This window comes from Streptomyces endophyticus, from assembly GCF_035798155.1.
Classification (GTDB): domain Bacteria; phylum Actinomycetota; class Actinomycetes; order Streptomycetales; family Streptomycetaceae; genus Streptomyces; species Streptomyces endophyticus.
In genome coordinates, this window is sequence record NZ_JAOZYC010000196.1 from 179,673 (window position 1) to 205,058 (window position 25,386).

The 25,386-nt window shown below is 70.9% G+C and carries 23 protein-coding genes, 1 pseudogene and 1 riboswitch; of the genes and pseudogenes, 8 read left to right on the top strand and 16 right to left on the bottom strand.

What is annotated here, in order from left to right:
- Positions 1–158: 158 nt before the first annotated feature.
- Together OKJ99_RS40010 and OKJ99_RS40015 are read right to left on the bottom strand one after the other, a co-directional pair.
- On the bottom strand, positions 159–1,811 hold the full coding sequence (locus OKJ99_RS40010; protein WP_326023392.1) for an alkaline phosphatase D family protein: 1,653 nt from the start codon (positions 1,809–1,811) through the stop codon (positions 159–161).
- Positions 1,812–1,917: 106 nt separating this feature from the next.
- The gene (locus tag OKJ99_RS40015; protein WP_326023428.1) at positions 1,918–2,562 is read right to left on the bottom strand and encodes an HNH endonuclease family protein; all 645 of its coding nucleotides are present in this window, start codon (positions 2,560–2,562) and stop codon (positions 1,918–1,920) included.
- A gap of 274 nt (positions 2,563–2,836) precedes the next feature.
- Here OKJ99_RS40015 and OKJ99_RS40020 point away from each other — a divergent pair, with 274 nt between their 5' ends.
- Both OKJ99_RS40020 and OKJ99_RS40025 read left to right on the top strand, forming a co-directional pair.
- Complete coding sequence (locus tag OKJ99_RS40020; protein WP_326023394.1) at positions 2,837–3,583, top strand: DUF4142 domain-containing protein; 747 nt, start codon at positions 2,837–2,839, stop codon at positions 3,581–3,583.
- Between the two features lie 188 nt (positions 3,584–3,771).
- Positions 3,772–4,449: an HAD-IA family hydrolase gene (locus tag OKJ99_RS40025; protein ID WP_326023395.1), complete on the top strand. Its 678-nt coding sequence runs from the start codon at positions 3,772–3,774 to the stop codon at positions 4,447–4,449.
- 90 nt (positions 4,450–4,539) lie between these two features.
- Here the strand turns inward: OKJ99_RS40025 and OKJ99_RS40030 are convergent, their stop codons facing one another.
- A complete protein-coding gene (locus OKJ99_RS40030; protein WP_326023396.1) occupies positions 4,540–5,370 on the bottom strand; it encodes a peptidoglycan-binding domain-containing protein in 831 nt (276 codons plus the stop codon).
- 254 nt (positions 5,371–5,624) lie between these two features.
- On the opposite strand from OKJ99_RS40030, the gene OKJ99_RS40035 reads away from it, so the two are divergent.
- On the top strand, positions 5,625–7,691 hold the full coding sequence (locus OKJ99_RS40035; protein ID WP_326023397.1) for an MDR family MFS transporter: 2,067 nt from the start codon (positions 5,625–5,627) through the stop codon (positions 7,689–7,691).
- Here OKJ99_RS40035 and OKJ99_RS40040 read toward each other — a convergent pair.
- Positions 7,624–8,172: a GNAT family N-acetyltransferase gene (locus OKJ99_RS40040; RefSeq protein ID WP_326023398.1), complete on the bottom strand. Its 549-nt coding sequence runs from the start codon at positions 8,170–8,172 to the stop codon at positions 7,624–7,626. The genes OKJ99_RS40035 and OKJ99_RS40040 overlap by 68 nt on opposite strands.
- Positions 8,173–8,298: 126 nt before the next feature.
- Between OKJ99_RS40040 and OKJ99_RS40045 the strand changes: the two genes are divergently transcribed.
- Both OKJ99_RS40045 and OKJ99_RS40050 read left to right on the top strand, forming a co-directional pair.
- A complete protein-coding gene (locus OKJ99_RS40045; protein ID WP_326023399.1) occupies positions 8,299–8,952 on the top strand; it encodes a hypothetical protein in 654 nt (217 codons plus the stop codon).
- A 5-nt stretch (positions 8,953–8,957) separates the two neighbouring features.
- A complete protein-coding gene (locus OKJ99_RS40050; RefSeq protein ID WP_407700859.1) occupies positions 8,958–9,317 on the top strand; it encodes a hypothetical protein in 360 nt (119 codons plus the stop codon).
- Between the two features lie 7 nt (positions 9,318–9,324).
- Here OKJ99_RS40050 and OKJ99_RS40055 read toward each other — a convergent pair whose 3' ends face one another.
- Both OKJ99_RS40055 and OKJ99_RS40060 read right to left on the bottom strand, forming a co-directional pair.
- A complete protein-coding gene (locus OKJ99_RS40055) occupies positions 9,325–9,648 on the bottom strand; it encodes an antibiotic biosynthesis monooxygenase family protein (RefSeq protein ID WP_326023400.1) in 324 nt (107 codons plus the stop codon).
- A gap of 25 nt (positions 9,649–9,673) precedes the next feature.
- On the bottom strand, positions 9,674–10,117 hold the full coding sequence (locus OKJ99_RS40060; RefSeq protein WP_326023402.1) for a DnaJ family domain-containing protein: 444 nt from the start codon (positions 10,115–10,117) through the stop codon (positions 9,674–9,676).
- 78 nt (positions 10,118–10,195) lie between these two features.
- Between OKJ99_RS40060 and OKJ99_RS40065 the strand changes: the two genes are divergently transcribed.
- Positions 10,196–10,603 carry an FHA domain-containing protein gene (locus OKJ99_RS40065; RefSeq protein ID WP_326023403.1) on the top strand — a complete coding sequence of 136 codons (408 nt, stop codon included), beginning with the start codon at positions 10,196–10,198 and terminating at the stop codon, positions 10,601–10,603.
- Here the strand turns inward: OKJ99_RS40065 and OKJ99_RS40070 are convergent.
- Both OKJ99_RS40070 and OKJ99_RS40075 read right to left on the bottom strand, forming a co-directional pair.
- Positions 10,588–11,274, bottom strand: coding sequence for an O-methyltransferase (locus OKJ99_RS40070; protein ID WP_326023404.1), 687 nt, complete (start codon positions 11,272–11,274; stop codon positions 10,588–10,590). The two genes, OKJ99_RS40065 and OKJ99_RS40070, sit on opposite strands and share 16 nt — an antisense overlap.
- A 94-nt stretch (positions 11,275–11,368) precedes the next feature.
- Positions 11,369–12,754, bottom strand: coding sequence for an MFS transporter (locus OKJ99_RS40075; RefSeq protein WP_326023405.1), 1,386 nt, complete (start codon positions 12,752–12,754; stop codon positions 11,369–11,371).
- A 357-nt stretch (positions 12,755–13,111) separates the two neighbouring features.
- Here OKJ99_RS40075 and OKJ99_RS40080 point away from each other — a divergent pair, with 357 nt between their 5' ends.
- Complete coding sequence (locus OKJ99_RS40080; protein ID WP_407700860.1) at positions 13,112–15,166, top strand: bifunctional glycosyltransferase 87/phosphatase PAP2 family protein; 2,055 nt, start codon at positions 13,112–13,114, stop codon at positions 15,164–15,166.
- On the opposite strand, the pseudogene OKJ99_RS40085 reads toward OKJ99_RS40080, so the two are convergent.
- Positions 15,057–16,301 (bottom strand): annotated as a pseudogene (locus OKJ99_RS40085) (cytochrome P450); the annotation flags it as partial. The gene OKJ99_RS40080 and the pseudogene OKJ99_RS40085 overlap by 110 nt on opposite strands.
- Before the next feature lie 252 nt (positions 16,302–16,553).
- Here OKJ99_RS40085 and OKJ99_RS40090 point away from each other — a divergent pair.
- On the top strand, positions 16,554–17,723 hold the full coding sequence (locus OKJ99_RS40090) for a steroid 3-ketoacyl-CoA thiolase (protein ID WP_326023406.1): 1,170 nt from the start codon (positions 16,554–16,556) through the stop codon (positions 17,721–17,723).
- A gap of 143 nt (positions 17,724–17,866) precedes the next feature.
- Here the strand turns inward: OKJ99_RS40090 and OKJ99_RS40095 are convergent, their stop codons facing one another.
- From OKJ99_RS40095 to OKJ99_RS40125, 7 genes are all read right to left on the bottom strand, one after another.
- Positions 17,867–18,274, bottom strand: coding sequence for an aggregation-promoting factor C-terminal-like domain-containing protein (locus OKJ99_RS40095; protein ID WP_326023407.1), 408 nt, complete (start codon positions 18,272–18,274; stop codon positions 17,867–17,869).
- Positions 18,275–18,489: 215 nt separating this feature from the next.
- On the bottom strand, positions 18,490–19,335 hold the full coding sequence (locus tag OKJ99_RS40100) for an ECF transporter S component (protein ID WP_326023408.1): 846 nt from the start codon (positions 19,333–19,335) through the stop codon (positions 18,490–18,492).
- Positions 19,332–20,957, bottom strand: a complete 1,626-nt coding sequence (locus tag OKJ99_RS40105) for an ABC transporter ATP-binding protein (protein WP_326023409.1) — start codon at positions 20,955–20,957, stop codon at positions 19,332–19,334. Before OKJ99_RS40105 ends, OKJ99_RS40100 begins: the two co-directional genes overlap by 4 nt.
- Positions 20,954–22,084 (bottom strand): energy-coupling factor transporter transmembrane component T, encoded by a 1,131-nt coding sequence (locus OKJ99_RS40110; protein ID WP_326023410.1) that lies wholly within the window; start codon positions 22,082–22,084, stop codon positions 20,954–20,956. Before OKJ99_RS40110 ends, OKJ99_RS40105 begins: the two co-directional genes overlap by 4 nt.
- Positions 22,085–22,089: 5 nt before the next feature.
- Positions 22,090–22,686 (bottom strand): SCO2322 family protein, encoded by a 597-nt coding sequence (locus tag OKJ99_RS40115; protein WP_326023431.1) that lies wholly within the window; start codon positions 22,684–22,686, stop codon positions 22,090–22,092.
- Positions 22,687–22,748: 62 nt separating this feature from the next.
- The gene (locus tag OKJ99_RS40120) at positions 22,749–23,978 is read right to left on the bottom strand and encodes a prenyltransferase/squalene oxidase repeat-containing protein (RefSeq protein ID WP_326023411.1); all 1,230 of its coding nucleotides are present in this window, start codon (positions 23,976–23,978) and stop codon (positions 22,749–22,751) included.
- 103 nt (positions 23,979–24,081) lie between these two features.
- Positions 24,082–24,157, bottom strand: a riboswitch (adenosylcobalamin-variant (AdoCbl-variant) riboswitch).
- A gap of 53 nt (positions 24,158–24,210) precedes the next feature.
- Entirely contained in the window at positions 24,211–25,374 is a 1,164-nt protein-coding gene (locus OKJ99_RS40125; protein ID WP_326023412.1) for a flotillin family protein, read from the bottom strand.
- Positions 25,375–25,386: the final 12 nt, after the last annotated feature.

Below are 25,386 nucleotides of genomic sequence, written 5' to 3' on the forward strand. Positions count from 1 at the left end.
CCTGCCGGGAGTGGTGCGGGGTAGTGGGGGTGTGGGCGGTGTCACCCGGTGTGGGTGGGCCGCTGGGCCGTGCCCACGTCACGGGGCTCCGCCCCGGACCCCGCTGCTCAATCGCCGCAGGGGCTTGAAATACGGACTTCCGCCTCGTACCCCGCTGCTCAATCGCCGTAGGGGCTTGATAGCTGTCGCTCGTCCGCCCGGACCAGGCCGCCCCCGCGGGTGTCCGCCTGGTCGAGGGTCAGGGTCGCGCTGCGGCCCCGCAGGGTCAGTGTCATGAGTTGGTTTCCGAACCAGGGGCCGCCCGTGCGGCGCCAGGTGATGCGTGGTGTGCCCGCGCGTGCGTGGCGGGCGAAGCGGCGGCCGAGGACTCGCCCGAATCGGCTCCAGCCGAAGCGGAAGCCGACGCGTATCGAGGCCGGCACGGAGTTGTGGACCGGGGAGCAGGTGAGTTGCAGGACGCGGGCACTCGGTGCCTGCGCGCCCGCAGGCCAGCTCGGCTCGGCGACGTAGGCGTGGTGGACGTCACCGGAGAGGACCGAGATGGTCGCCGGCGCGGCGTCGCCCGAGCCCGCCTCCGCGATCAGGTCCGCGAGCGCCTCGAACGACTTCGGGAACGCCGCCCAGTGCTCCAGGTCCGCCCTGCGCCGCAGATCCTCCCCGAACCGCGCCCAGCGCGGCCCCCGCTCGCCCCGGCACAGCGCCGCGTTCCACCCCTCGGCGTCGTGGATGAGGTGCGGGAGCAGCCAGGGCAGCGAGGTGCCGATGAGGAGGTGGTCGTACGTGCCGTGGTCCGCGAGGGCCTGCTCGCGCAGCCATTTCGCCTCGCCGGGGGAGAGCATCGCCCGCTGCTGCTCGTCGAGGACGCGGGCCGCCCGTGTGTCCACCATCAGCAGCCGTACGCGGCCGAAGTCGCGGCGGTAGCTCCAGCGGACGGAGGCGGGGTCCGCGTCGGCGCGGGCCGCGAACTCCCGTAGCGCGTCCGTGCCGTCGGGGGTCGCGCGCACGGCCGCGTAGATCGGGTCGGTGGCGAGGGCGGCGGGCGAGAGATTGCCTATGTGCTGGTGCACCCAGTACGACATCAGGCCGCTCAGCAGCCGCTCGCGCCACCACGGCACCTCGCGCATGTCCGCGAGCCAGGCGGCGCTGGTGTTCCAGTCATCTATCAGGTCGTGGTCGTCGAAGATCATCGCGCTCGGGACCGTCGACAGCAGCCAGCGGACCTCCGGGTCGAGCCACGACTCGTAGTAGAGGTGCGTGTACTCCTGGTAGTCCGCGACCTCCGTGCCGGGCGGGTCCGACAGGTCGCGGCGGCGGGCCAGCCACGCCTGCGTCGCCGGTGAGGTCTCGTCCGCGTAGACCTGGTCGCCGAGGAGTACGAGGACGTCGGGGCGCTCGCCGTCCGGGTCCGCGGCGATGCGGGCGGCCAGGGTGTCGAGGGCGTCGGGGCCCACGGGGTCGTGCTCGGCGGCGGGAGGGGCGGCCCAGCGGCAGGAGCCGAACGTGACGCGGACCGGGGTGTCCGCCGCGTACGCCGGGGTGCGGATGGTGCTCGCCGGGTACGGCGAGTCCGGCAGCGGCCAGACCCCGCCGCCGTCGAGGATCACCTCGTACGTGGTCTCCGTGCCGGGAGTGAGCCCGGTGACGGGGACCAGCGCGTAGTGGTGCCCGTCGACCTGGAACGTGGGTGCGCTGCCCGACGCGCCGTCCGCGCAGCGCACCTCGGCGACGCAGGGTCGGCTCGCCTCGACCCACACCGTCGCCGTCTCCTCGTCCACGTACCGCAGCAGTGGTCCAAGGCGCAGCCTCGCCACGTGATCGCCTCCACTTGTTCCTTCGACGTTCCGGCCCCGTACGGTACGGAACGTCGGAGGTGGGCGGGACGGTTCCGGCAAGCCCGGTACGACCGGGCCGAAGGCCTCAGCAGCCGCTGAGCCCCGACTGGATCGCGGACTTCTCCGCCGGGTCGACGCTGAGCTTGTAGTGGTGCTTCACCTGGACCCACATCCGCAGGTACGTGCAGGTGTACGCGGTGCGCGAGGGCATCCACTCGGCCGGGTCCTGGTCGCCCTTGGACTGGTTGACGTTGTCGGTGACGGCGATGAGCTGCGGCCTCGTGAGGTCGTTGGCGAAGCCCTGGCGCTCGTCGTTGGTCCAGGAACTCGCGCCCGACTTCCACGCCTCGGACAGCGGGACGATGTGGTCGATGTCGACGTCGGCGGCCGCCGTCCAGGTCTCGCCGTCGTACTCCGAGTACCAACTCCCCGACGTCGCGGCGCAGTCGGAGCCCGTCTGGACGTTCTTGCCGTCGCGCTTGAGGACTTCCTCGCGGGTGTTGCAGGCGCCGGACTGGGTGATCCAGTGCGGGAACTTCTCGCGGCTGTAGCCGTCGGAGGAACCTTCCGCCTTCTCCGTCAGCTCGCCGAGGTACGTACGGGCGGTGGCGGCGCTGACGGGGGTCGGCGGGGCGGCCTGGGCGGACGGGGTGGCGAGCAGCAGGGCGAGGGCGGTGACGCCGGTGGCGGCCGCGGCGAACGAGGATCGACGCGCGTAGACAGGGCGTATGCGGCGCGAGGTCGAGGTGGGGCGCATGTGAACTCCCTTGATGTGGGGTGGAGTTACCTGAGGCCTGCCGTGCCGCGTGCTGTGGGGCGCTTGGTGTGGCAGGGTCGCGTCAATATGGTGGCGGGCCCGGGGGTCGATCACAAGTAGGCCCGGCAAAACGGGAGTTGGCGGGGGTCGGGCGCGAAAAAGAACGAAGGGATTTTCGCCGAGTGCTGATCGGTCCGGGGTCCGCGTCCGTACTCTCCGGTGTCCCTCGTTCGCGACTGGAGGCACCATGCGACTCTCGCGCTCCACGGCCGGTAACTTCTTTGTGATCGGCGCGTTGATCGTGACCGTCTCGGCCCTGGCCTATCCGGCCATGCTCGGCGTGCAGAACACGACCACGACGCAGGCGCGCGTCGTCGGCAGCACCCGTTGGGGCCCACTCACCGAGGCCGACCGGGACTTCGTGGTCAAGGTCAGGTCGGCGGGACTGTGGGAATTCCCCCTGGGCCAGGAGGTTCTGAAGCGGGGGACGACGCCGGAGATGAAGACGGCCGGGCAGCACCTCGTCGTCGGTCACTCCCTGCTGGACGCCAGTTGCCGCAAGATCTCCCAGGATCTGGGCATCACGCTGCCCAACCAGGCCACGCCCCAGCAGCAGCAGTTCGTGGCGACCGTGGAGTCCAAGCGGGGCAAGGAGTTCGACTCCACGGCGTCGAACATCATGCGCGTGACGCACGGGCAGATCTTCCCGGCCATCAGCAATATCCGGGCCACCACCCAGAACGCCGAGATACGGCGGCTCGCGAACGAGGCCAATGACGTCGTGCGCGACCACATGGAGGTCCTGGAGAAGACCGGCCTCGTCAACATGGACCAGGCCCTCGCCGAGCAGACCGGGCCGCCGAGGGTCCCGAAGGCGCAGATGACCCCGCCGGTGCCGCAGCCCGGGGCGCCGCAGGTCGCGCTGATCGCGCCGCCGGGGCTGCCGAATCCGTACACGAAGACGTTCCCGTCGTCGCCGCCGACGACGGGCTGAGCGGCGGCGTGGCGGGCCGCCGGTGCGGCGGGAGGGGGCCGGGTGGCGATCTTCGGGTGCGTTTTTGTATCGTGGAGAAACAAAGTGGCACCCGCCCGTTCAACCCTGACCAGCGGGCGGGGGCCGCCTTGTTTCCCTTCTGCCTCCGCATTCTGCCTCCGCAGCCCTCCGCAGTCTGGAGCCCGCCGATGTCGGCCACGCCCACTGTTCCCACTGTTCTGAAGGCGCGCGCACTCCTTCTCGACATGGACGGCACGCTCGTCAACTCCGACGCCGTCGTCGAGCGGATCTGGCGCCGCTGGGCCGACGCTCACGGATTCGACGCCGAGCAGGTCCTCTCCGTCGCGCACGGCCGCCAGGCCCACGCCACGCTGGCCGAGCTGCTCCCCGAGCGGCCGATGGCGGAGAACTACGCGGACAACGCGCGCATGCTCGCCGAGGAGACCTCCGACGTGGAGGGCGTCGTCGCCGTGCCGGGTGCTCCGCGGTTCCTGGAGTCGCTGGTCGAGGGCGGCGTTTCGCACGCCCTCGTGACCTCGGCCGATCTCGCGCTCTCGACGGCGCGGATGAAGGCGGCGGGGCTTCCGTATCCGGCGGTGCGGGTGACCGCGGAGAACGTGGGGGCCAGCAAGCCCGATCCCGAGGGGTTCCTGAAGGGCGCCGCCGAACTGGGTGTCGATCCGGCGGACTGCGTTGTCTTCGAGGACTCGGGGGCGGGGATCGCGGCGGGGCGCTCCGCGGGGATGCGGGTGGTGGGGGTTGGGCCCCGCGCCGTGTCGCAGGGGGCGACCGTTTGTGTGGCGGATCTTTTGGGTGTGCGGGTTGAGGTTCTCGGTGGTGGTGAGGTTGCGCTGCATTTGGGGTGACGTTGTTGCCCTGGGCCACAGGGGGTTTGGGGACGTCGCGGATTTCGCCGTGTAGTGGTTGCGCGCGCAGTTCCCCGCGCCCCTTTTGGGCTACCCGTGCCTCGGTCCCCGGTTGTCGCCGGTCTCCCGTTCAAGTGCTGTGCGGGTTGCTGGGCCGTATTCGCCGTGGGGGTCGTTCTTGATGCCGCGTGAGAACTGGTAGGTGCCGACCGCGGATTCCGTGGGGCTGTCGAAGTCGCCGGTGATCTCGCCCACGTAGAGGTTCAACTGCTTGAGGCGCCACTGGAGTTCGACGACCTCGCGGCCGCTGTCGCCCCTGCGCAGGGTCGTCGCGTCCGTCGGAGTCGACGACGTGGAGCGGGAGGCCGAAGGGGACGGGCTCCGGTCGGGCTCCTTTCGCCCCGTGTCGGGTTTCTTGCCGGTCGCGGTGGGTGACGCCGAGACCGTCCGGGAGTGCGTCGGTGAGGGGGAGGCGGACGGGGAGGTCTTCGCCGGCGGGGACGCGGAGTGTGTGGTGGGGGTCGCCGGGCGGGACGGGGCGGGTGTCGTCGCCGTCGCCGTCGCGGCCGTGTTGTCCGAGGCCGAGGCGCCGTCGTCGCCCGGGGACGTGATCAGCACCGTCACCAGGGTCGCCACACTCAGCACGCCCGTGACCGCGGAGAGCAGCAGCATCCGGCCGTGCCGGGCCGGCTCGTCAGGACCCGGCCCGTCGGCGTCGTCGTCCGCGGCGTGCGGAGGCGGCGGCGGATACGCGTACGGGTCGGCGGCCCGCGGCGGGATCGGCTGTGAGGGCTCCGAGAGCGAGACGTAGGGGCGGACACGGAGCGGAGCGAAGGCTTCCGGCTCGCAGGCGCAGGGCGGGGCGCCGTCGGGGCCTTCCCCGGTCCCGCACTCCGGACACGTACGACGTTCCTCACTCACCGCTGCGAACCCCCTCCGAGCGCTCCGGCCCCCCGCCGGGTCGCTGAAGCGCATTATGCAGACCCGTCGGCCCCGGGCGCAGCGCCGGTCCCATAAACGCTCGTCAGCACCCGTGTGCACGCCGTGACCGGAAGGCGTCGGCAAAAACTTCGAGTGCCGCATGACTCAACAGGCCAAACCTGGTCACACCTACCAGGATGGGAAGTACCAAGCACCCGGCGCGGTCCGTGCCGGGCCGGCTTCGGAGGTTGGCCATGAGCAGCCAGGACATCGACACGGTGGGCCCGGGAGACAGCGGTCGCGGAGCGCCCGCGGCTCCCAAGGAGAACGCCAAGTCCGGCGGTGTCCTCGTGTCGATCGGCGCGCTGCTGCTCGGCATGCTGCTGGCCTCGCTCGACCAGACGATCGTGTCGACGGCCCTGCCCACCATCGTCAGCGATCTGGGCGGCCTGGAGCATCTGTCCTGGGTCGTCACCGCGTACATGCTCGCCGCGACGGCGGCGACACCACTGTGGGGAAAGCTCGGCGACCAGTACGGACGCAAGAAGCTCTTCCAACTCGCCATCCTGATCTTCCTGGTGGGCTCGGCGCTCTGCGGACTCTCGCAGAACATGGGCCAGTTGATCGGCTTCCGCGCCCTTCAGGGACTCGGCGGCGGCGGTCTGATGGTGCTGTCCATGGCGATCGTCGGCGACATCGTCTCGCCGCGTGAACGCGGCAAGTACCAGGGCCTGTTCGGCGCGGTCTTCGGCGCGACGAGTGTTCTCGGGCCGCTGCTCGGCGGCCTGTTCACCGAGCACCTGAGCTGGCGCTGGGTCTTCTACGTCAATCTGCCGATCGGTGTCGTCGCGCTCCTCGTGATCGCCGCGGCCCTGCACATCCCGGTCCGCTCCACCAAGCACCGCATCGACTACCTCGGCACGTTCCTCGTCGCCTCCGTCGCCACCTGCCTCGTCCTGGTCGCCTCGCTCGGCGGCACCACCTGGGCCTGGGGTTCGCCGCAGATCATCGGTCTCGCGATCCTGGGCGCCGTACTCGCGGTGGCCTTCGTGTTCGTCGAGTTCAGGGCGCAGGAGCCGGTCCTGCCGATGCACCTGTTCCGGGTCAGGACCTTCACCCTGTCGGCGATCATCAGCTTCGTCATCGGCTTCGCGATGTTCGGCGCGATGACGTACCTGCCGACGTTCCTCCAGGTCGTGCAGGGCGTCACACCGACCATGTCGGGCGTGCACATGCTCCCGATGGTCTTCGGCATCCTGCTGTCGACCACGCTGTCCGGGCAGGTCGTCAGCCGCACAGGGCGCTGGAAGATGTTCCCGGTCGCCGGCACGGCCATCACCATGATCGGGCTGCTGCTCCTGCACAACATGGACGAGCACACGGCCACGGGCGTCATGAGCCTGTACTTCTTCGTCTTCGGCGCGGGCCTCGGCCTCGTCATGCAGGTCCTGGTCCTGATCGTGCAGAACGCCGTCCCGTACGAGGACCTGGGCGTGGCCACATCGGGCGCCACGTTCTTCCGCTCCATCGGCGCCTCGTTCGGTGTGGCGATCTTCGGCACGATCTTCGCGAACCAGCTCGGCAGCAGGATCGGCGACGCCCTCGCCGGAAAGCAGCTGCCGCCGGGTGTCACCCCCGACTCGCTCGGCGCCGACCCGCGCGGCATCGCCGCCCTGCCGCCGGATCTGCGGGCGCCGGTCATCCACGCCTACTCCACGTCCATCACGGACGTCTTCGTGTACGCGGTCCCGGTCACGCTGCTCGCCTTCGCGCTCGCGCTCCTGCTGCACGAGGACCCGCTGCGCGGCTCGGTCACCGCGCCCGACGTCACCGAGACGCTCGCCAGCAACCCCGTCCAACGCTCCTCGTACGACGAGGCGGTGCGCGCCCTGTCCACGCTCGGCAGCCGCGAGGGGCGCCGCGAGGTGTACGAGAAGATCACCGCCAGGGCCGGCTACGACCTGTTGCCCGCGGCGAGCTGGCTGATCCTGCGCACCCATCGCAACGGGTGGGCCGAGCCCGGTGTGCTCGCCGAGTACACGGCGATCCCGCTGTCCGTGATCCTCGACGCGGCCCGGCAGGTCGAGGAGCGCCGGCTCGCCGTGCGCGAGGGCCCCGACCTGATCCTCACCGACGAGGGCCGCGCGGTCGCGGAGCGGCTCTCGCGGGCCCGCGAGGAGTCCCTCGCCGAACTGCTCGGCGACTGGTGGGGCCCGGACCGCTCCCGCGACCTCGTGAAACTGGTCTCCGACCTCAACGCGGAGATGTGCGGCTCGGACGAGGAGCGGCCCCACGCGGGGACGGCGCCAGCGGCTTCCTGAACCAGTGCTCGGCGTAGACGTCGTCGTTGTGCGCCGCCGTCTCCTCGTAGCCGAGCCGCGCGTACAGGGCTCTCGCCTCCACCAGGTCGCCGCGGGTGTCGAGGCGGATCGCGGCGGCGCCGAGCGCGCGGGCCGCGTCCTCGGCGGCGGCCACCAGGAGCGCGGCGCCGCCCTTGCCGCGCAACTCCTCGCGTACGTAGACCCGCGTGAGCTCGGCCGTGACCGCGTCCACCAGCCGTACGCCCGCCGTCCCTGCGGGCTCGCCCGCGTACCGCGCGAGCAGCAACTGGCCGCGCGGAGGCGCCAGTTCGCTGCCGGGCTCGGCGGCGATCGCGCGCTCCAGCTCGGGCGGGTCCGTGGCGCGGCCCTCGTGCAGCAGGTACCAGCGGTCGCTCACCTCCGTGTAGTACGCACGCCAGAGCGTGGCTGCGGCGGGGGAGTCGTACGGCTCGGGGGAGACGGTCCACGGCGTGTTGTTCATGGGACATGGTGAGGCCGGTGGGGTGGGTGGGCGCAACCGGGATTCACCGTGGCCGGTACCGATCTGTTTCAGCGCGTCAGTGAGGGCAACTCGGCGTGGAACAGCAACAGTTGAGGGAAGGCAGTCATGTCCACAGGCTTGATCATCGCTCTGGTCGTGGTGGGGGTCGTGATCGTGGTCGCGGCCGGGTTCTTCGCCGCGCGGACCGCACCCCGTGGCGGGCGCGGGCTGCGGCGCAGGTTCGGGCCCGAGTACGAGCGGGCCGTGGCGCGGCACGACGGTGACACCAGGGCCGCCGAGCGGGAGTTGGCCGAGCGTGTGCGGCGGCACGGAGCGCTGCGCGAGCAGCCGCTGGACCCCGTCGCCCGCGAGCGCTATCTGGCGCGCTGGGCCGAGACCCAGGAACGCTTCGTCGAGTCCCCGGACGTCGCCGTCGCCGAGGCGGATCTGCTCCTCGCCGACCTGGCGCACGAGCGCGGCTTCCCGGACGGCGGCCGCTACGACGAGCAACTCGACGCGCTCTCCGTCCACCACGGCCCGCACGTGCACGGATACCGGCGCGTGCACCGCGCGGCGCACGCCCGCACGGGCCGCGCGGACGAGAGCAGGGCCGGGACGGAGGAACTGCGCGAGGCGCTGGTCGAGGCCCGGCCGCTCTTCGACGAACTGGTCGGCCCGGACCGCGCGACGGCCCACGTCCGCACCGCGGACCGGCCCGCGCACCAGCACGGGGACAAGCGGCACGGCGTCTTCAAGGGACGCCTGGCGAAGGGGAGTTGAGCGCCATGACGGACATCGGGCGGGCCGAGGCCGACGGGGTCGACAAGGGGATCGCGCTGGACCCGGAGCGGTCACCGGCGGCCCCCACGCACGGACGACGCGGCGACCTCGTCCCGGCGGGTGAACGCGAAGAACTCGAGGGCCGGCTGCGGCACGCGCTCACCGGCTTCGTCGACGAGCCGCGCGCCGCGGTGGAGGAGGCCGACCACGTCCTGGAGGACCTGACGGCCCGCCTCACCGAAACGCTCGCGGGCCACCGCCACACCCTGCGCACGTCCTGGCAGGGCTCGACGGAGGACACGGAACGCCTCCGCCTCGCGCTCCGCGACTACCGGGAAACGGCGGAACGCCTGCTGAGGCTCTGAGCCCCGGCTACGCGGTCTTCGGGGCCGCCTGCTGGACCACCTCGAACGACCACACCGTGGAACCGCTCGCGGCCGGCTTCGGCCGGTCGCCGCCCTGCGGACCCTGATGGGCCGCCTTCATGGGCCCCTCCATCCAGGCCTGGAAGGCGGCCTCGTCGCGCCAGCGGGTGTAGACGAGGTACTGGTCGGTGCCCTCGATGGGGCGCAGCAGCTCGAACCACTCGAACCCGTCGGAGTTCTCGACGGAGCCGGCGCGGGCGCCGAAGCGCTTCTCGAGGACTTCCCGCTGCTCTTCGGGGACGGTGAGTGCGTTGATCTTTACGATGCTCATGTGCCCATCGTGCCTCAGCGACCTCTCAGGCCGACTCGCGCCCCGGCCGTGACTCCCGCGACTCCCGTGCCTCCTGCCACTCCCGCACGATGTCCTCGATCTCCTCGGCCGTGTAGGGCTTCAGGCCGAGCGGCGGGCCGGGCGGCGGCTTGAACATCATGTCGCGGATCTTGTCGTTGAGCTCCGAGATCATGCGGCGCACGACGCGCTCCGACGGCGCCTTCGGCACCGCCGCCAGCGTGTCCTCGGCCTCCTTGCGCAGCGCGAGCGACGGCGGCAGGACGGAGAAGCCCTCGCGGGCCAGCTTCCCCTTGATCCACCAGTTCTCGTCGTACGTGGTGTCGGTCGAGGAGTCGAGGGGCTTGCCCGCGCCGGGCAGCGAGGAGAAGTCGCCGCGTCGTTCCGCGTCGCGGATCTGCTTGTCGACGAATGACTCGAAGCCCACTCCGGGCGGTTTGCGTTCGGTCATGAAGCAAGTATCCCAGAGCGGATCGGGGCGCCATAGGCTGCGAGCGACGGCTGCACGACGGTGGTGGGGGGGAGTGCGGTGCTCGAACTGACCATGGCCACCTTGGCCGGTGGCGACGAGGGGGCGACGGCCGCGATGGCCATGGCCGACGCCCGGAGCGAGCCGGGAACCGTACTGCGGGTCGGCCGCGATGAGAGCGTGTGCCGGCTCGTGACCCCGGAGGACTGGCTGTTCGTGTCCCGGGTGCACCTGGAGTTCCGGTGCGGACCGGAAGGCGACTGGACCGTGTTCTGGCTGCGCGGCTCGCAGGACGACCCCGCGTCCGAGGTGCGGGTGCGGTTCGGGCCGCGGGGGCAGGGGCCCGGACAGCCCGTCGCGTACGGCGGGGTGGTGACGCTGCCGCGCGGCTCCTCCGGCGAGGTGCTCGTGGTCGACCGGAGCGGGCCGCGCAGCGTGCACGTCGGCTTCTGTCACGAACTCACGTAGGCCAGCGCGAAGCCGTCGTGCCCCTTCGAGCCCACCGTCTGGATCGCCGTCGCGTCCAATCTCGGGTGGTCCGCGAGGAGTTGAAGGGCGGCGCGGGTGCCGACGACGTCGTCTTCCGTGGATTCGGGGTTCGTCACGCGCCCGCCGCGCACCACGTTGTCGACGACGATCACGCTGCCCGGGTGCGTCATGCGCAGCGCCCACTCCAGGTAGTGCGGGTTGTTGACCTTGTCCGCGTCGATGAAGACGAGGTCGAAGTCGTTGCCCTCTTCGGCGAGGCGCGGCAGCGAGTCGAGCGCCGCGCCCACCCGGATCTCGACCACCTTTTCCAGGCCCGCGCGGGCGATGTTGCCGCGGGCCACCTCGGCGTGCCGGTCGCTGTACTCCAGGGTGATCAGCGCCCCGTCGGCGGGGAGTGCGCGGGCCAGCCAGATGGTGCTGTACCCGCCGAGGGTGCCGATCTCCAGGATGCGGCGGGCGCCCTGGATACGGGCGATCAGGTGCAGCAGTTTCCCGTTGGTGGCCGAGACGTTGATGCCGGGCAGGCCCGCCGCCTCGCTGTCGGTGAGGGCCGCGGCCAGGGCCTCGTCGGCGGGGGCGAGCAGGCCTGCGAGGTAGGCGTCGACGGCGGCCGCGGACTCGGGCTGAGCGGCGCGTGGGTGAGTCGTCATGGCCGTCAGCGTAGGCACGGGGAGCGGAAAAGCGGGCGGGGTGGAAGCGATGAACGTCGCTTCCACCCCGCCCGCTCGAAGGACTACGTGGGCGTCACACCGCCGGCGGCGAGCCCGGCAGCGGCTTGCCCGCGGACTCCTTCATGCGCCACACCGCGATACCGCCGATGACGGCCGCGGCCATCATGTAGTACGCCGGGATCATCAGGTTGCCCGTGGCCGCGATGAGGGAGGCCACGACCAGCGGCGTCGTACCACCGAAGATCGAGACCGACAGGTTGAAGCTGACGGCCAGGGAGCCGTAGCGGACCTTCGTCTCGAACAGCGCGGGCAGCGTCGAAGGCATCGACGAGGTGAAGGAGACGAGCAGCAGGCCGAGCGCGGCGAGGCCGAGCGCGATCGCCCACGTGGAGCCCTGCTGGATCAGCAGCAGCGCGGGGACGGACAGCGCGAGGAAGCCGACGCAGCCGATGCCGATCACCCAGCGGTGGCCGAAGCGGTCGTTGGCGAGACCCATCGGGAGCTGCACGCACATCATCAGCAGCATCACGCCGATGAGGATCAGCGTGCCGTGCGTGGCGTCGTAGTGCAGCTCCTCGCTCAGGAACGTCGGCATGTAGGAGAGCAGCATGTAGTCGGTCACGTTGAAGACCAGGACCAGCGCGATGCACAGGAACATCGGCTTCGCGTTGCCGGCGAACATCTCCTTCAGCTTCGGCTTCGGGTTGGACTTCTCCTTCGCCTCGGCCTCGTCCGCCAGCTTCTTGAACGCCGGGGTCTCCTCGAGCTTCATCCGGACGTAGAGACCGACCAGGCCGATCGGGCCCGCGATCAGGAACGGGATGCGCCAGCCCCAGCTGTAGAGGTCGTCGGTGGCCATCATCGTCGTGAGCACCGTCGCGAGGGCGGCACCGGCGACGTAACCGGCGTTCGTGCCGAGCTCCAGGAAGGAGCCGAAGAAGCCGCGGCGCTTGTCCGGCGCGTACTCGGCGATGAACGTGCAGGCGCCGCCGTACTCACCACCGGCCGAGAAGCCCTGCACCATGCGCGCCACGATCAGCAGCACCGGTGCCCAGATGCCGATGGCGCCGTGCGACGGGATCAGGCCGATCGCGAAGGTGCCCGCCGACATCATGATCATGGTGATGGCGAGGACGCGCTGACGGCCGATGCGGTCGCCGAGCGGGCCGAAGAAGGCGCCGCCGAGCGGGCGCACGAGGAAGGCGGCGGCGAAGGTGCCGAGCGTGGACAGCACCTGTGCCGTGCTGGACGCCGACGGGAAGAAGACGTGCCCGAGCGTCGCGGTCAGGTAGCCGTAGACGCCGAAGTCGAACCACTCCATCGCGTTGCCGAGGGCTGCCGCCTTGACCGCGCGCTTGACCAGCGCGGGGTCGGTGGTGGTGGGCTCGGATGAGGTGCGGTCCTTCGCGGGGACGGAGGACCGGCCGGTACTGGGGGCGATGGAAGTGGCGCTGGACACGGGTCCTTCGCCTTCCTTTCGTGGGGGACAAGAGCAACGGCCGTTCACGCGGAACGGCCGACGCATCGACCATAGGGGCGCCCGCACCCACAACGGGTAGTGTTCAGTTAACTACCCTGTGCGAGGAAACCCCTTCCGGCCTGGGGAAACGTCAAAGCCTTCACACGGTGCTGATGCAAATTCTTGTGATCTATGTCGCGGAACCGCACGTGTGAAGGCCGGGACAAAGTGGCCGAAGACACTGCCTACCCGTCAAATCCCGGTGGACAGACAGGTAAAGGAGCAGTTGCCTGCGTCTTACCGGATGTGCGGTGAATGGCGATGAACCGGCCGAGTTGAGCGGGAGGTCCGAAAGGCGTGGCGAACGCGGAGCATGGAGGAGCGGCACCGGGATCCACGGATCCGGTGACGGGGCGGCTCGGCGTGCTGCGCGCCGGCCTGTGGCTGATCGCGGCGGTGCTCGGCGTGCGTCAACTCGTGGCGGTGCTCAGCGCTCCTCCGGGTGAACGACTCACGGATCTGGAGACCTGGATCGGCCCCGACGGGGTGCTGCATGTCAGCGGCTCGCTGTACGACGCGCCGGACCGGTTCACCGGGCCGCCGTTCGCGGGCCTCGTCCTCAAGCCGCTCGCGCGCGCGGCCGAGCAAGCGCTCGGCTGGGGCTGGACGTTCGGCTCGCTGGCCCTCGTCGTCGCGCTCGGCGTCGTCGCCGCGCGCGCCCTGCCGCCGCCCGTGTCCCGGCGCACGGCGCAGTTCGCGGCGCCCGTCGCGATCAGTCTGCTGATGCTGTCGCTGCCGGTGCGCAACGCGTTCACGCTCGGCCAGACCAGCATCCTCCCGGTACTCCTCGTCCTGCTCGGCTGCTTCGCGGTGCGCGGGCAGACGGTGTCCGGCGTCCTCATCGGCGTCGCCGCCGCGCTCCAGCCGACCGTGCTGCTGTTCGCGCCGCTCCTCTGGTTCACCGGTCGCAGACGGGCCGCCGCCACGACGGGGGCCGCCTTCGCCGCGGGCACCGGCATCGCCTGGCTCGCGATGCCGCAGGACTCGTGGACGTACTGGGTGCATCATGTGGCGGGCACAGGACTGGCCACCGATCCGGCCGCGACCGCCAACCAGTCACTGCACGGCATGCTGCTGCGCCTGGGCCTCGCGGGGCCGCTGGAGATCGCCCTGTTCCTGGCTCTCGGCGCCGCCGTGGCCGTGCTCGGCCTGCGCCGCTCCATCGCGTACGCGCGTGATGGGCAGCTGCTGCTCGCCGTCGCGGTCACCGGCTGTGTCGCGGTCGCCGTGTCCCCGACGACCTGGCAGCACCAACTCCTGTGGGTGCTGCTCGCGGTCGTCGGCCGGGTCGGGGCCAAGACCGCGGACCGGGCGGTGTGGCCGGTCGCCGTCGTCCTGGTGATGACGCTCCCGGCCTCCGCGATACTGCCGAAGCTGCCGGTGCTCGCGCCGCTGCGGGACAACCTCGTCCTGGTCGCCGTGCTCGCCGCGGCCTGCGCCGTCCCCTTCCTCAGGCGTACGGATCCGGCCTTCGGGGCCGCGCGCCCCACCGTCTATACGGAGCCGGCCCCGGCCCGCTGGGCGTGGGTGCCGCTGCTGCCGGTGTGGCGGCGCGCGCTCGCCCGTCCCAACCTGCTGCTCGAACTGCTGCTGATCCGCGTCGGATACTCCGCGTATCAGCAGGTCAGGATCGTCGCGGCGGGCGGCAGGCCGCGCGCCGAGCAGCACGGGGCGCAGGTGCACGCGGTGGAGCGGTTCCTGCACATCGACATCGAGCACTGGGCGAACCATGCGGTGGTATCGGTCGGATGGCTGCGCAATTTCTTCGACTTTTACTACACGTCCTTTCACTTTGTGGTGCCGCTGACCGTCCTCGCGGTCCTCTACGTGCGCCGCCCCGCGGACTACCGCTGGGCGCGCGCCTCCCTCGGCTTCGCGACGGTCCTCGCCCTCGTCGGCTTCTGGCTGTACCCGCTCGCGCCGCCGCGCCTGATGCCCACGCTGGGCTTCATCGACACGGTCCACGGTGCCCAGGACTTCTCCAAGCCGGACTACGGGACGCTGACCGCGGTCACCAACCAGTACGCGGCGATGCCCTCGCTGCACTTCGGCTGGTCCCTGTGGTGCGGCCTCGTCATCGTGGCCCTCGCCCCGAAGTGGTGGATGAAGGCGCTCGGCCTCGTCCACCCCTTGTTCACGGTGTCCGCGATCGTGGCGACGGGGAACCACTGGGTGCTCGACGCGGTGGGCGGCGCGGTGGTGGTCGGTGCCGGCTTCGGGCTCACGTACCTGTTGTCGGGGCCGCGGCAGCGGCGACCTGAAGTTCCTTCACTCCGTTCAGCCACGCAGCGCGAAGTCGACGGGGGTCTCCCGCGAGACGCAGGTCCGGCACCGCGTCGGCCAGCGCGTTGAAGATCAGGTCGATCTCCAGGATGGCGAGCGACTTGCCGAGGCAGAAGTGCGGACCGCCGCCGCCGAAGCCGAGGTGCGGGTTGGGGTCGCGGGTGATGTCGAAGGTGTCCGGGTTCTCGAAGACCTCCGGGTCGTGGTTGGCGGAGGAGTAGAAGAGGCCGACCCGGTCGCCCGCCTTGATCTTCTGTCCGCCGAGCTCGGTGTCCTGGGTGGCGGTCCGCTGGAAGGAGACGACCGGGGTCGCCCAGCGCACGATCTCCTCGGCCGTGGTGCTCGGGCGCTCCTGCTTGTAGAGCTCCCACTGGTCGGGGTGGGTGAGGAAGGCGTGCATGCCGTGGGTGATGGCGTTGCGGGTCGTCTCGTTGCCCGCGACGGCGAGCAGGATCACGAAGAAGCCGAACTCGTCGGAGGACAGGTTGCCCTCGTCCTCGGCCGCGACCAGTTGGCTCACGATGTCCTGGGCCGGGCACTTCTTGCGGTCGGCCGCGAGATTCATCGCGTAGCCGACGATCTCCATGGCGGCCTCGGCGCCGATCTCCTCGGTGATCGCGTACTCCGGGTCGTCGTACGCGACCATCTTGTTGGACCAGTCGAAGACCTTGGAGCGGTCCTTCTGCTCGATGCCGATGAGCTCGGCGATGGCCTGCAGCGGCAGCTCGACGGCGACATTCGTGACGAAGTCGAACGAGCCGTCGGGTCCCGCCTGTTGGACCGCCTTGGCGACGATGTCGCCGGCGCGATTGCGGAGCTTCTCCTCCAGGGACCGGATGGCGCGCGGAGTGAACCCGCGCTGCACTATCTGGCGCACCCGGGTGTGCTCGGGCGGATCCATATTGAGCATGATCATCTTCTGTACCTCGATCTGGTCGCGCTCGATCGAGGAGTTGAAGCGGATCACGGCGGTGTTGATGTTGGACGAATAGATCTCCGGGTGCGTGGAGACGTATTTGACGTCCGCATGTCGGGTCACGGCCCAGTAGCCGGAGTCGTCGAAGCCGGAGATGCCGGTCTCCTGCTGGATCCAGCGGACCGGTTCGGCCTGTCGGAGCTGGGCGAACTCCGGGTGGGGCACGCGTTGTTGGAGGAGATCGGGGTCGGTGAAGTCGAACCCGTCGGGCAGCGCGGGGCACGGCATGGAGTCACTCCCGTGGTGGTCTGACGAACCGTCAGTTCTGGCTGTGAAGGTAATAACGGGTTCTAGAAGTAGCAAGGCCCCCGGTCGTGTCGGTTCGGTGCGTTGTGCGTGCACGCCCCTTGCGTACCGGAGGTAAGGGCCATGAGACTGCAAGCAGAACTGGTACGCGTTCTAGTTTCGTTCGCACGAGATCCGCGAAGTTCGTCCAGTTCTGGTCGTGCTGGTCCGGGAATCCTGGAGAGGACGTAGGTCATGGCAGCCGAGCCCGTCATCGTCGAAGCCGTACGCACCCCGATCGGCAAGCGCGGCGGCGCGCTGGCCAATCTGCATCCCGCCTATCTGCTGGGTGAGACGTATCGCGAACTCCTCGGCCGCACCGGCATTCAGCCGGACTGCGTCGAGCAGATCGTCGGCGGCACGGTCACCCACGCGGGCGAGCAGTCCATGAACCCGGCGCGCACCGCCTGGCTCACCATGGGCCTGCCGTACGAGACGGCCGCGACGACGGTCGACTGTCAGTGCGGTTCGTCCCAGCAGGCCTCGCACATGACCGCGAACATGATCGCGGCGGGCGTCATCGACGTGGGCATCTCGTGCGGTGTCGAGGCGATGTCACGGGTGCCGCTGGGCTCCGGCTCCAAGCACGGGCCCGGAAAGCCGTTCCCCGACGAGTGGAACGTGGACCTGCCCAACCAGTTCGAGGCCGCGGAACGCATCGCGCGCAAGCGGGAGTTGACGCGGGAGAACGTGGACTCGCTCGGTCTCATATCCCAGGAGCGGGCCGCCACCGCTTGGGCCGAGGAGCGCTTCAAGCGCGAGACGTTCGCGGTGCAGGTGCCCACCACGGAGGAGGAGCAGGCCTCGGGGCACGGCATGTGGCGGCTCGTCGACCGCGACGAGGGTCTGCGCGACACGAGCATGGAGGGCCTCGCGAAGCTCAAGCCCGTGATGCCGACAGCCGTGCACACGGCGGGCAACTCCTCGCAGATCTCCGACGGGGCGTCCGCCATCATGTGGGCGTCGAAGCGGATGGCGCGGGCGCTCAAGCTGAAGCCGAGGGCGCGGATCGTCGCGCAGGCGCTGGTCGGTGCGGACCCGCACTACCACCTGGACGGGCCGATCGATGCGACGCGGGCGGTGCTCGGCAAGGCGGGGATGTCCCTGAAGGACATCGACATCGTCGAGATCAACGAGGCGTTCGCGTCGGTCGTGCTGAGCTGGGCGCAGGTCTTCGAGCAGGACCTGGAGAAGGTGAACGTGAACGGTGGCGCGATCGCCCTCGGGCATCCGGTGGGGGCCTCGGGGGCGCGGCTGATCGCGTCGGCGTTGCATGAACTGGAGCGCAGGGACAAGGAGTTCGCGCTCATCACGATGTGTGCGGGCGGGGCGCTGTCCACCGGCACGATCATCCAGCGGCTGTAACCAGATCAAGCCCCTGCGGCGATTGAGCAGGCGGCTCCGTGGCCGAGGCCTGGGGGCTCCGCCCCGGACCCCGCTGCTCAATCGCCGCAGGGGCTTAAAAGGAAGCGCCGCAGGGGGTGCGGCCGGGCGAACGCCGGAGGCGATCAGTACCAGCCGTTGGACTGCCAGTGGCTCCACGCGCCGCAGGCGCTGCCGTAGCGGTCGTTCATGTACTTGACGCCCCAGTCGATCTGGGTCTCCGGGTTCGTCTTCCAGTCGGAGCCGGACGACGCCATCTTGTTGGCCGGAAGCGCCTGGACCAGGCCATACGCGCCGGTGGAGGCGTTCGTCGCGTTCGGGTTCCAGCCGCTCTCGTGGGACACGATCTTGTCGAAGCAGCTGAACTGGGCCGAGTTCGAGATCTTCTGCTGGGCGATGGCCTTGGCAGAGCCCGTCGAGGCGGCCTGGGCCGGGGCCGAGGCGAAGAGGAAACCGGTCGTGGCGGCGGCGAGGGTGACGCCGGCGATGGCCTTCTTCGGAGTGGCGATGCGGCGCAGGAGCGTGGCGGACAAAACGTGACCTTCCGTGGAGGACGGGGGTGGCAGGGCGCAGTGCCTTGCGGTTGCTCCACAGAAACAAAGACCGACGGGTGATGGCAATGTGCGTTTTTACTAAGGAAAGTCGGACTCGAAGGATTGTGGGGTAAATGTCCGTTGTGTGACATAGGGAGGGTGGGCGAAGGGACTACGGTCCCGCTTAGTACGTGACGTGGGTCATGTGGGTGGCTTCACGCCCGCGGGTCGTCGAATGTGACCTGGGCCTCGAAGGCGGCCCTCCGCGTGGCCCGGCGCAGCGCCCTGAGGACGGCGCCGCCGACGACCAGCGTCAGGACCACGGTGAGCGCGGCGCGCCCCAGGTCCCAGCCGAGCGAGGTGGCCGCGCAGTAGGCGAGGAAGCGGGCCAGGTTCTCGTGCAGCGCCGCGTCCGGCTGGTACGCCACGGAGGAGGCCAGCGCGTTCATGAACGGCCAGCCCGCGAGATTCATGATCGTGCCGTACGCGAACGCGGCGAGGAAACCGTAGGCGGCGAGCATGAGGCGCTCGGCGCGGCCGCGCAGCGACCAGGCGCCGGGCAGCAGCCCCGCGCCCATCGTGAACCAGCCCATCGACAGCATCTGGAACGGCATCCAGGGACCTACGCCCCCGGTCAGCAGGGCCGAGGTGAACATGCTGAGCGAGCCGAGGACGAAACCGAAGCCGGGACCGAGGACCCGGCCGCTCAGGACCATCAGGAAGAACATCGGCTCCAGGCCGGCCGTCCCCGCGCCGATGGGCCGCAGGGCCGCCCCCGCGGCGGCCAGCACGCCGAGCATCGCCACCGCCTTGGGGCCCATGCCGGACTCCGAGATCGTGGCCGCGACCACGGCGACCAGCAGCACGAGCAGCGCCGCGAACAGCCAGGGCGCGTCCTGCGCGTGCGCGTTCACCTCGGACCCGGGCCCGGTGATCAGCGGCCAGCCGATGCCGACCACGCCCACGGCGCTGACCAGGAGCAGGGCGGCGATGGAGCGGGGGCCCAGGCGTACGGGATTCGCTCTTCCCGTGGTGGGCGGTGGCGTCGTGGTCCCCGTCATGCCAGGGCCTTCTCTACCTCGGACACCGTGAGCCAGCGCTGCGGCGCCAGGATCTTCGCGACCTGCGGGGCGAAGGACGGGGACGACGTGACGATGTCGGGGGTGGGGCCGTCCGCCACGATCTCGCCGTCCGCGAGGATCGCCACGCGGTGGGTCAGCTCCGCCGCCAGTTCCACGTCGTGCGTCGCCATGACGATGGCGTGGCCCTCGGCCGCGAGGTTCCGCAGGATCGCGACGAGGCGGGACTTGGCCGCGTAGTCCAGGCCGCGGGTCGGCTCGTCGAGGAGGAGGAGCGGCGGCGCCGCCGTCAGCACGATCGCCAGGGCGAGCGTGAGGCGCTGGCCCTCGGAGAGATCGCGGGGGTGGGTGGCGTCGGCGATTCCGGGGAGCAGGTCGGTGAGCAGGCCGCGGCAGGTGCCGGGGGCGGCGGCCGCGTCCTTGTCCGCCGCCGTGCACTCCGCTGCCACCGTGTCCGCGCAGAGCAGGTCGCGGGGTTCCTGGGGGACGAGGCCCACCTTGCGGATGAGGTCGCGGGGGGTGGTCTTGTGGGGGGTGGCTCCGCCGACGGTGACCGTGCCCGAGGTCGGCTTGATCAGTCCGACCAGGGTCGAGAGCAAGGTGGATTTTCCGGCGCCGTTGCGGCCCATCAGGGCGAGCACCTCGCCGGTGGTGACCGTGAGGGTGATGTGGCGGAGGGCTTCGATGCGGCCTCTTCTTACGCCGAGGTTTTTTGTTGCGGCCAGAGTGGTTGCGGTCGCGGGGCGCTGCCCCGGACCCCGCGCCTCAATCGCCGGCGGGGCTGTCTTTTCGCTGAGTTGCGCTCGTAGGCTCCCCGCCGCTCGCCTCGCGTTTCGGACCGTCAAGGGGAGTGGGTCCCAGCCCGCCAACCGGCCCAGGCCCACCACCGGTGGGTATACGGGGGAGACTGCCATCACCTCCGCCGGGGTGCCCACCACCAGGGGCTCGCCCGGCGACGGCAGCAGTGCCACCTGGTCCGCGTACTGGATGACGCGTTCCAGGCGGTGTTCGGCCATCAGGACCGTGGTTCCCAGGTCGTGGACCAGGCGTTGCAGGACCGAGAGGACCTCTTCCGCCGCTGCCGGGTCGAGGGCGGACGTCGGTTCGTCGAGGACGAGGACCCGGGGGTGCGGGGTGAGGACGGAGCCGATCGCGACGCGCTGCTGCTGGCCGCCGGAGAGCGTGGAGATGGGGCGGTCGCGCAGGTCGGCGAGGCCGAGGAGGTCGAGGGTCTCCTCCACGCGGCGGCGCATGACCGGTGGGGTCAGGCCCAACGACTCCATGCCGTACGCGAGTTCGTCCTCGACCGTGTCCGTCACGAAGTGCGCGAGCGGGTCCTGGCCCACCGTGCCGACGACGTCCGCGAGTTCGCGCGGCTTGTGCGTACGGGTGTCACGCCCGGCCACCGTGACCCGCCCGGCCAGCGTGCCCCCGGTGAAGTGCGGCACGAGTCCGCTCACCGCTCCGAGGAGGGTCGACTTGCCGACCCCGGACGGGCCGGCGAGGAGCATCAACTCGCCCTCGGGTACGTGGAGGTGGATGCCGTGGACGGTGGGGTGCGGCGCGCCGTCGTAGGTCACGGAGACGTTCTCGAAGCGGATCATGACGACGCCTCCGTCGGCTTGTCGGGTACGGGCTTGTCGGGAACGGGGGCGAGGAAGGCCGGGAGCAGGCCGAGCAGGATGCCCGCCGCCGGCCACAGCGGCAGCTCCGGCGCCGCGAGCGGGACCACCGGCGGCTGGAGGGCGGCCGGGTCGCGCGTTCCGGCCCAGATCATCGCCGCCGCGGCCGTCGCCCCGGACGCCGCGACCAGCCAGGCCCGTACGCCCCACACATCGGGCCGGTAGCGGGTCCTGACCGTGCGTCGGCCGCCGAGCCACAGCCCGCCGAGCGCGGCGGCGACCCCGGCGAGCAGCACCGGGAGCCCGTATCCGGCGCCCGACGCGGCGAGCAGCCCGTACGTTCCCGCGCACACCCCGATGAGGCCGCCCAGCGTGAGCGCGGCCGTGGCGCGGCGGACGGCGGGCGGCACCTCGGCGGTGCGGCCGTAGCCGCGCGCGTCCATCGCGGCGGCCAGCGAGACCGAGCGCTCCAACGCGCCCTCCAGGACCGGGAGGCCGACCTGGAGCAGCCCGCGCAGGCCGCTGTCCGGGCGGCCGCGCAGGCGTCGCGCCGCCCGCAGCCTGCGGACGTCCGCGACCAGGTTCGGGGCGAACGTCATCGCCACGACGACCGCGACCCCGGCCTCGTACAGCGCGCCCGGCAGCGACTTGAGCAGGCGGGACGGGGAGGCGAGCGCGTTCGCGGCGCCCACGCAGATGAGGAGGGTGGCCAGCTTCAGGCCGTCGTAGAGCGCGAAGACGAGGCCTTCGAGGGTGACCGGGCCGCCGATCCGCACCCCCTGCGCCCAGTCGGGCAGCGGTACTTCGGGCAGCGTGAACAGGAGGTGCGTGCCCGGGATCGCCGAGCCGAGCAGCGTCGCGAAGACCAGCCGGATGCCGAGCACGGCGAGCGCCAGCTTCACGAACGCCCCGTACGAACGCGCCCACGGCGCCTCGGTGCGGCGCGCCGCCACCACGTACCCGGCGACGCCGATCAGCAGCGCGAGCAGCAGCGGGTTCGTGGTGCGGGACGCGGCCGTGCCGAGGCCGAGCGCCCAGATCCACCAGGCGCCCGGGTGCAGCGAGTTGGAGCGGTGCGCCCGAGGGGCGCGGAGCGTACGACCGGACATCGGGGTCAGCCGCGGCGGCGTCGGGCCTGTACGCCCGCCGCGACGCCGAGCACGACGACCACGGCGATGCCCGCGATGAGCCCGATGGAGGGGCCGTCGTCCGAACCGGAGTCGGCCGGCTGTGAGGCTGCCTTGTCGGTCTTCCCCGACACCTGCTCACCGCAGCCCGACTTCGGGTAGCCCGAGATCGCGCACAGCATTGCGCTGCTGTCGTAGCGCAGCGGCTTCGCGACGGCGGCGAGCGCGTCGGCGCTCGTCGCGTCCTCGGCGACCTGCGCGCACGCGGTGCGTGGCTTCGGCGGGGTCTCGCCGGACGGGGCGTCGGCCCCCGTGCCGAAGTCGATGACGAGCGCGACGCGCTTCTTGCCGTCCTCTGCGGGAGTGTCCTCGCAGATCGCGTCGAAGTCGGCGGTACCGCGCGGCTGCTTCGCGTCCTTCGAGTCCGCGCTCACCGCGAACCGGAAGCCCTGCACGTCCCCGTCCGCAGGCTTGGCCTGCGAGGGGCCGGCCGTCGCGTACGTCCATGACGTGCCGGAGCCGCCGTCCCGCTCCCAGAACGACCAGTACCGGTACCCGGCCGCCTGCGCCGGGGCCACGGTCATGGCGAGCAGCGCGACGAGCAGTCCGAGGACGAGTCCGCCGAGCCCGGCCGACCTGCGCGCGGTCACGGCTGCTGCTTCTTGCGGCCGCTGAACAGGAAACCGGCGCCCACGGCGGCGATGAACATCACGCCGATGATCCACCAGTTGGTGCCGCCACCGCCGTCGTCCTTCTTCTCGTCCGAGTCCGACGCGGAGGACTTGGTGGAGGCGGGCTCGGGGCCCGTCTTGTTCAGCGCGCTCACCAGGTCGGTGCCGCCGAAGTCGCGCGGGTCGTTGCCGGTGGCGTGCGCGGCGAAGATCAGCTCGGCGTAGGCGGCGGGCCCGGTCTGCGCGGCCCAGCCCTTCGCGTTCTTCTCCAGCCAGGTGTACGAGTCCTTCGTGGCCTTGACGCCCTCCGCCGCGGCGACGGCGGTGACCGCGTCGGCGGTGTTGCCGTAGTCGGGCTGATCGGTGGAGCCGGCCAGCTGGGACTTCAGGTAGAGGTGGGTGTCGAGCTGGTTCTGGAGGTAGACGGCGCCGTTGTGCGCGACAGCCTCCGCGCTCTTGCCGTCCTCGCAGGTGTACGTGTCCGGGGCCGTGCCCTTGCCGGGCGCGAAGCCGGCGCCGAGGGCGCCGAGCACACCGGCGGCGGTGGCGTCGGCGTTCGCGGCGAGCCTGCCCTTCTTGTCGGGCTGGTAGGCGAGGGCGCCGCCGTCCTTGCCCTTGGCGCAGGGGAGGGCGAGCGAGGCGAGGGCGTCGGCGCCGGTCTTCCCCTTGCCCGACTTCACCTCGGACGGCTTCTCGCCGGCCGCGACGAGGGCGCCGATGGCGACGGACGTCGAGTTGGCGTCGCTGTCCATGCCGAGGCTGTAGCCCCAGCCGCCGTCGGCGTTCTGGCTCTTCTTCAGCCGGTCGACGCCCTTGGCGACCTCGCCGTCCCGGCCGCCGACCGCGGCGAGGGCCTGCACGGCGGCCGCGGTGGCGTTGCTGTCGATCTTCGTCTTGGTGTCGCAGGGCTTGGTGGGTTCGGCGCGGAAGGCGGCGAAGCCGCCGTTCTCGCACTGCTGCCCGGCCAGCCAGTCGACGGCCTTCTGAGCGGGCTTGACGCCCACCGTGTCCTGCGCGACGAGCGCGAGGGACTGGCGCCAGACCCCGTCGAACGTGGGGTCGCCCTTGCCGTAGAGACCCGACGGGAGAGCCGTCTTCGGCGAGGGGGAGGCACTGGCGGCGTCGTCTGCGGTCGCGGCCTGCGCACCCATGGCGCCGATCGCGACGGTCGCGGCGACGAGCGCGGCGCTGCGGCGAATGTTCATGGTGGGGCGGATGCCTCTCCCTGCGGGGAGCGGGGCGGCGCGGCACACGGGGGTACCGGGCGGCTCCGGCTCCGTATTCCTCGACGGTCCTGAGCCGAGCAGGTACGTACGAGGCATTCCGGCTGTGACGGTTGCGGGTCAGCGCCGGATTTGCACCGGCTTCCCCTCGTACGTACGTACTGACGACGTCTTTACTGTACCCGGCGGGACCTCAAGCCCCGCTCTGTGGACGTCAGCGGACGTCCACCGGACCGTCGTCGCTCCCGCGCGGAGCGCCCACGTAGCGTTCGATCGTCGAGCCGGCCTCGGCGCCGCCTTCCCCGCCCAGGTTCTTGCGGACCGAGTCCAGGATGGTCAGGCCCTGGCCCACCAGACCCGCCGCGATCTCGCCCAGGCCGTCCGCGCCGTTCAGGACGTTGACGTTCGCCCCCGCGAGGCCCGCGGAGGCCTCCTTCACGATCTGCGGGAGCTGGTCGATGAGCATGCGGTCGAGGGCGACGCGGTCGTACGACGCCGCCGCCTCCGCCTGGATCTTCATCCGCTCGGCCTCGGCGAGGGCAAGCACGCGGATGCGCTCCGCGTCGGCCTGGGCCGGCTTGACGATCTCCGAGATGAGCTGCTTCTCCCGCAACTCGGCCTGCTTCAGGGCGAGTTCCGTCTGGGCGGTCAGCACCTCCTGCTGGGCGTGGGCGAGCGCGAGGGGGCCCGCCTGGTCGGCCTGTGCCTTGGCCCGGTCGACCTCGGCGTTGTACTCGGCCTGCACGACCGCGGTCTCCCGCGCGTACTCGGCCTGCTTGCGGGCCGCCGCCTGCTCCGCCTCGGTGGACGCCTGCGTGGCCTGCGCCTGAGCGATCTGCGCCTGCCGCTGGATGGCCGCCTTGTGCGGGCGCGACATCGCCTCGATGTATCCGGTCTGGCCGTCGTCGATGGACTGGATCTGCAGCGAGTCGACGTGCAGGCCGATCTTCGCCATCTCGGCCTTCGACGTGTCGAGGACCTCCGTGGCGAGCTTCTGCCGCTCGGTCACGATTTCCTCGACCGTCATCGATCCGATGATCGAGCGCAGGTGACCGGCGAAGATGCGACCGGTGAGGACCGACATCTGGTCCTGGTCGGAGAGGAACCGCTGGCCGGCGTTGACGATCGACTCATGGTCGTTGCCGACCTTGAAGGCGATGACCGCGCGCACGGTCAGGGCGATGCCCTGTTTGGTCACACACTTCTCGACGACCTCCGCCTCGCTCATCGCGAGCGACAGGAAGCGGGTCTTGCGGAACACGGGGAGCACGAACTTTCCGTGCCCGGTGACGACGCGGAACGGCGCTCCCCCAAGTCCCCGCCTGCCGCCCGAGATCAGCATCGCCTCGTCGGGAGCGGGAACGCGATATCCGAACATGCCTGTACGTCT

Excerpts from the sequence above, each read along its gene's own strand:
- OKJ99_RS40045 (WP_326023399.1), top strand. The coding sequence starts at position 8,299 with ATGTCCACAGGCTTGATCATCGCTCTGGTCGTGGTGGGGGTCGTGATC.
- OKJ99_RS40110 (WP_326023410.1), bottom strand. The coding sequence starts at position 22,084 with ATGTCCGGTCGTACGCTCCGCGCCCCTCGGGCGCACCGCTCCAACTCG.
- OKJ99_RS40125 (WP_326023412.1), bottom strand. The coding sequence starts at position 25,374 with ATGTTCGGATATCGCGTTCCCGCTCCCGACGAGGCGATGCTGATCTCG.
- OKJ99_RS40115 (WP_326023431.1), bottom strand. The coding sequence starts at position 22,686 with ATGACCGTGGCCCCGGCGCAGGCGGCCGGGTACCGGTACTGGTCGTTC.
- OKJ99_RS40025 (WP_326023395.1), top strand. The coding sequence starts at position 3,772 with ATGTCGGCCACGCCCACTGTTCCCACTGTTCTGAAGGCGCGCGCACTC.
- OKJ99_RS40120 (WP_326023411.1), bottom strand. The coding sequence starts at position 23,978 with ATGAACATTCGCCGCAGCGCCGCGCTCGTCGCCGCGACCGTCGCGATC.
- OKJ99_RS40100 (WP_326023408.1), bottom strand. The coding sequence starts at position 19,335 with ATGACGGGGACCACGACGCCACCGCCCACCACGGGAAGAGCGAATCCC.
- OKJ99_RS40060 (WP_326023402.1), bottom strand. The coding sequence starts at position 10,117 with ATGACCGAACGCAAACCGCCCGGAGTGGGCTTCGAGTCATTCGTCGAC.
- OKJ99_RS40035 (WP_326023397.1), top strand. The coding sequence starts at position 5,625 with ATGAGCAGCCAGGACATCGACACGGTGGGCCCGGGAGACAGCGGTCGC.
- OKJ99_RS40020 (WP_326023394.1), top strand. The coding sequence starts at position 2,837 with ATGCGACTCTCGCGCTCCACGGCCGGTAACTTCTTTGTGATCGGCGCG.
- OKJ99_RS40070 (WP_326023404.1), bottom strand. The coding sequence starts at position 11,274 with ATGACGACTCACCCACGCGCCGCTCAGCCCGAGTCCGCGGCCGCCGTC.
- OKJ99_RS40040 (WP_326023398.1), bottom strand. The coding sequence starts at position 8,172 with ATGAACAACACGCCGTGGACCGTCTCCCCCGAGCCGTACGACTCCCCC.
- OKJ99_RS40055 (WP_326023400.1), bottom strand. The coding sequence starts at position 9,648 with ATGAGCATCGTAAAGATCAACGCACTCACCGTCCCCGAAGAGCAGCGG.
- OKJ99_RS40090 (WP_326023406.1), top strand. The coding sequence starts at position 16,554 with ATGGCAGCCGAGCCCGTCATCGTCGAAGCCGTACGCACCCCGATCGGC.
- OKJ99_RS40105 (WP_326023409.1), bottom strand. The coding sequence starts at position 20,957 with ATGATCCGCTTCGAGAACGTCTCCGTGACCTACGACGGCGCGCCGCAC.
- OKJ99_RS40050 (WP_407700859.1), top strand. The coding sequence starts at position 8,958 with ATGACGGACATCGGGCGGGCCGAGGCCGACGGGGTCGACAAGGGGATC.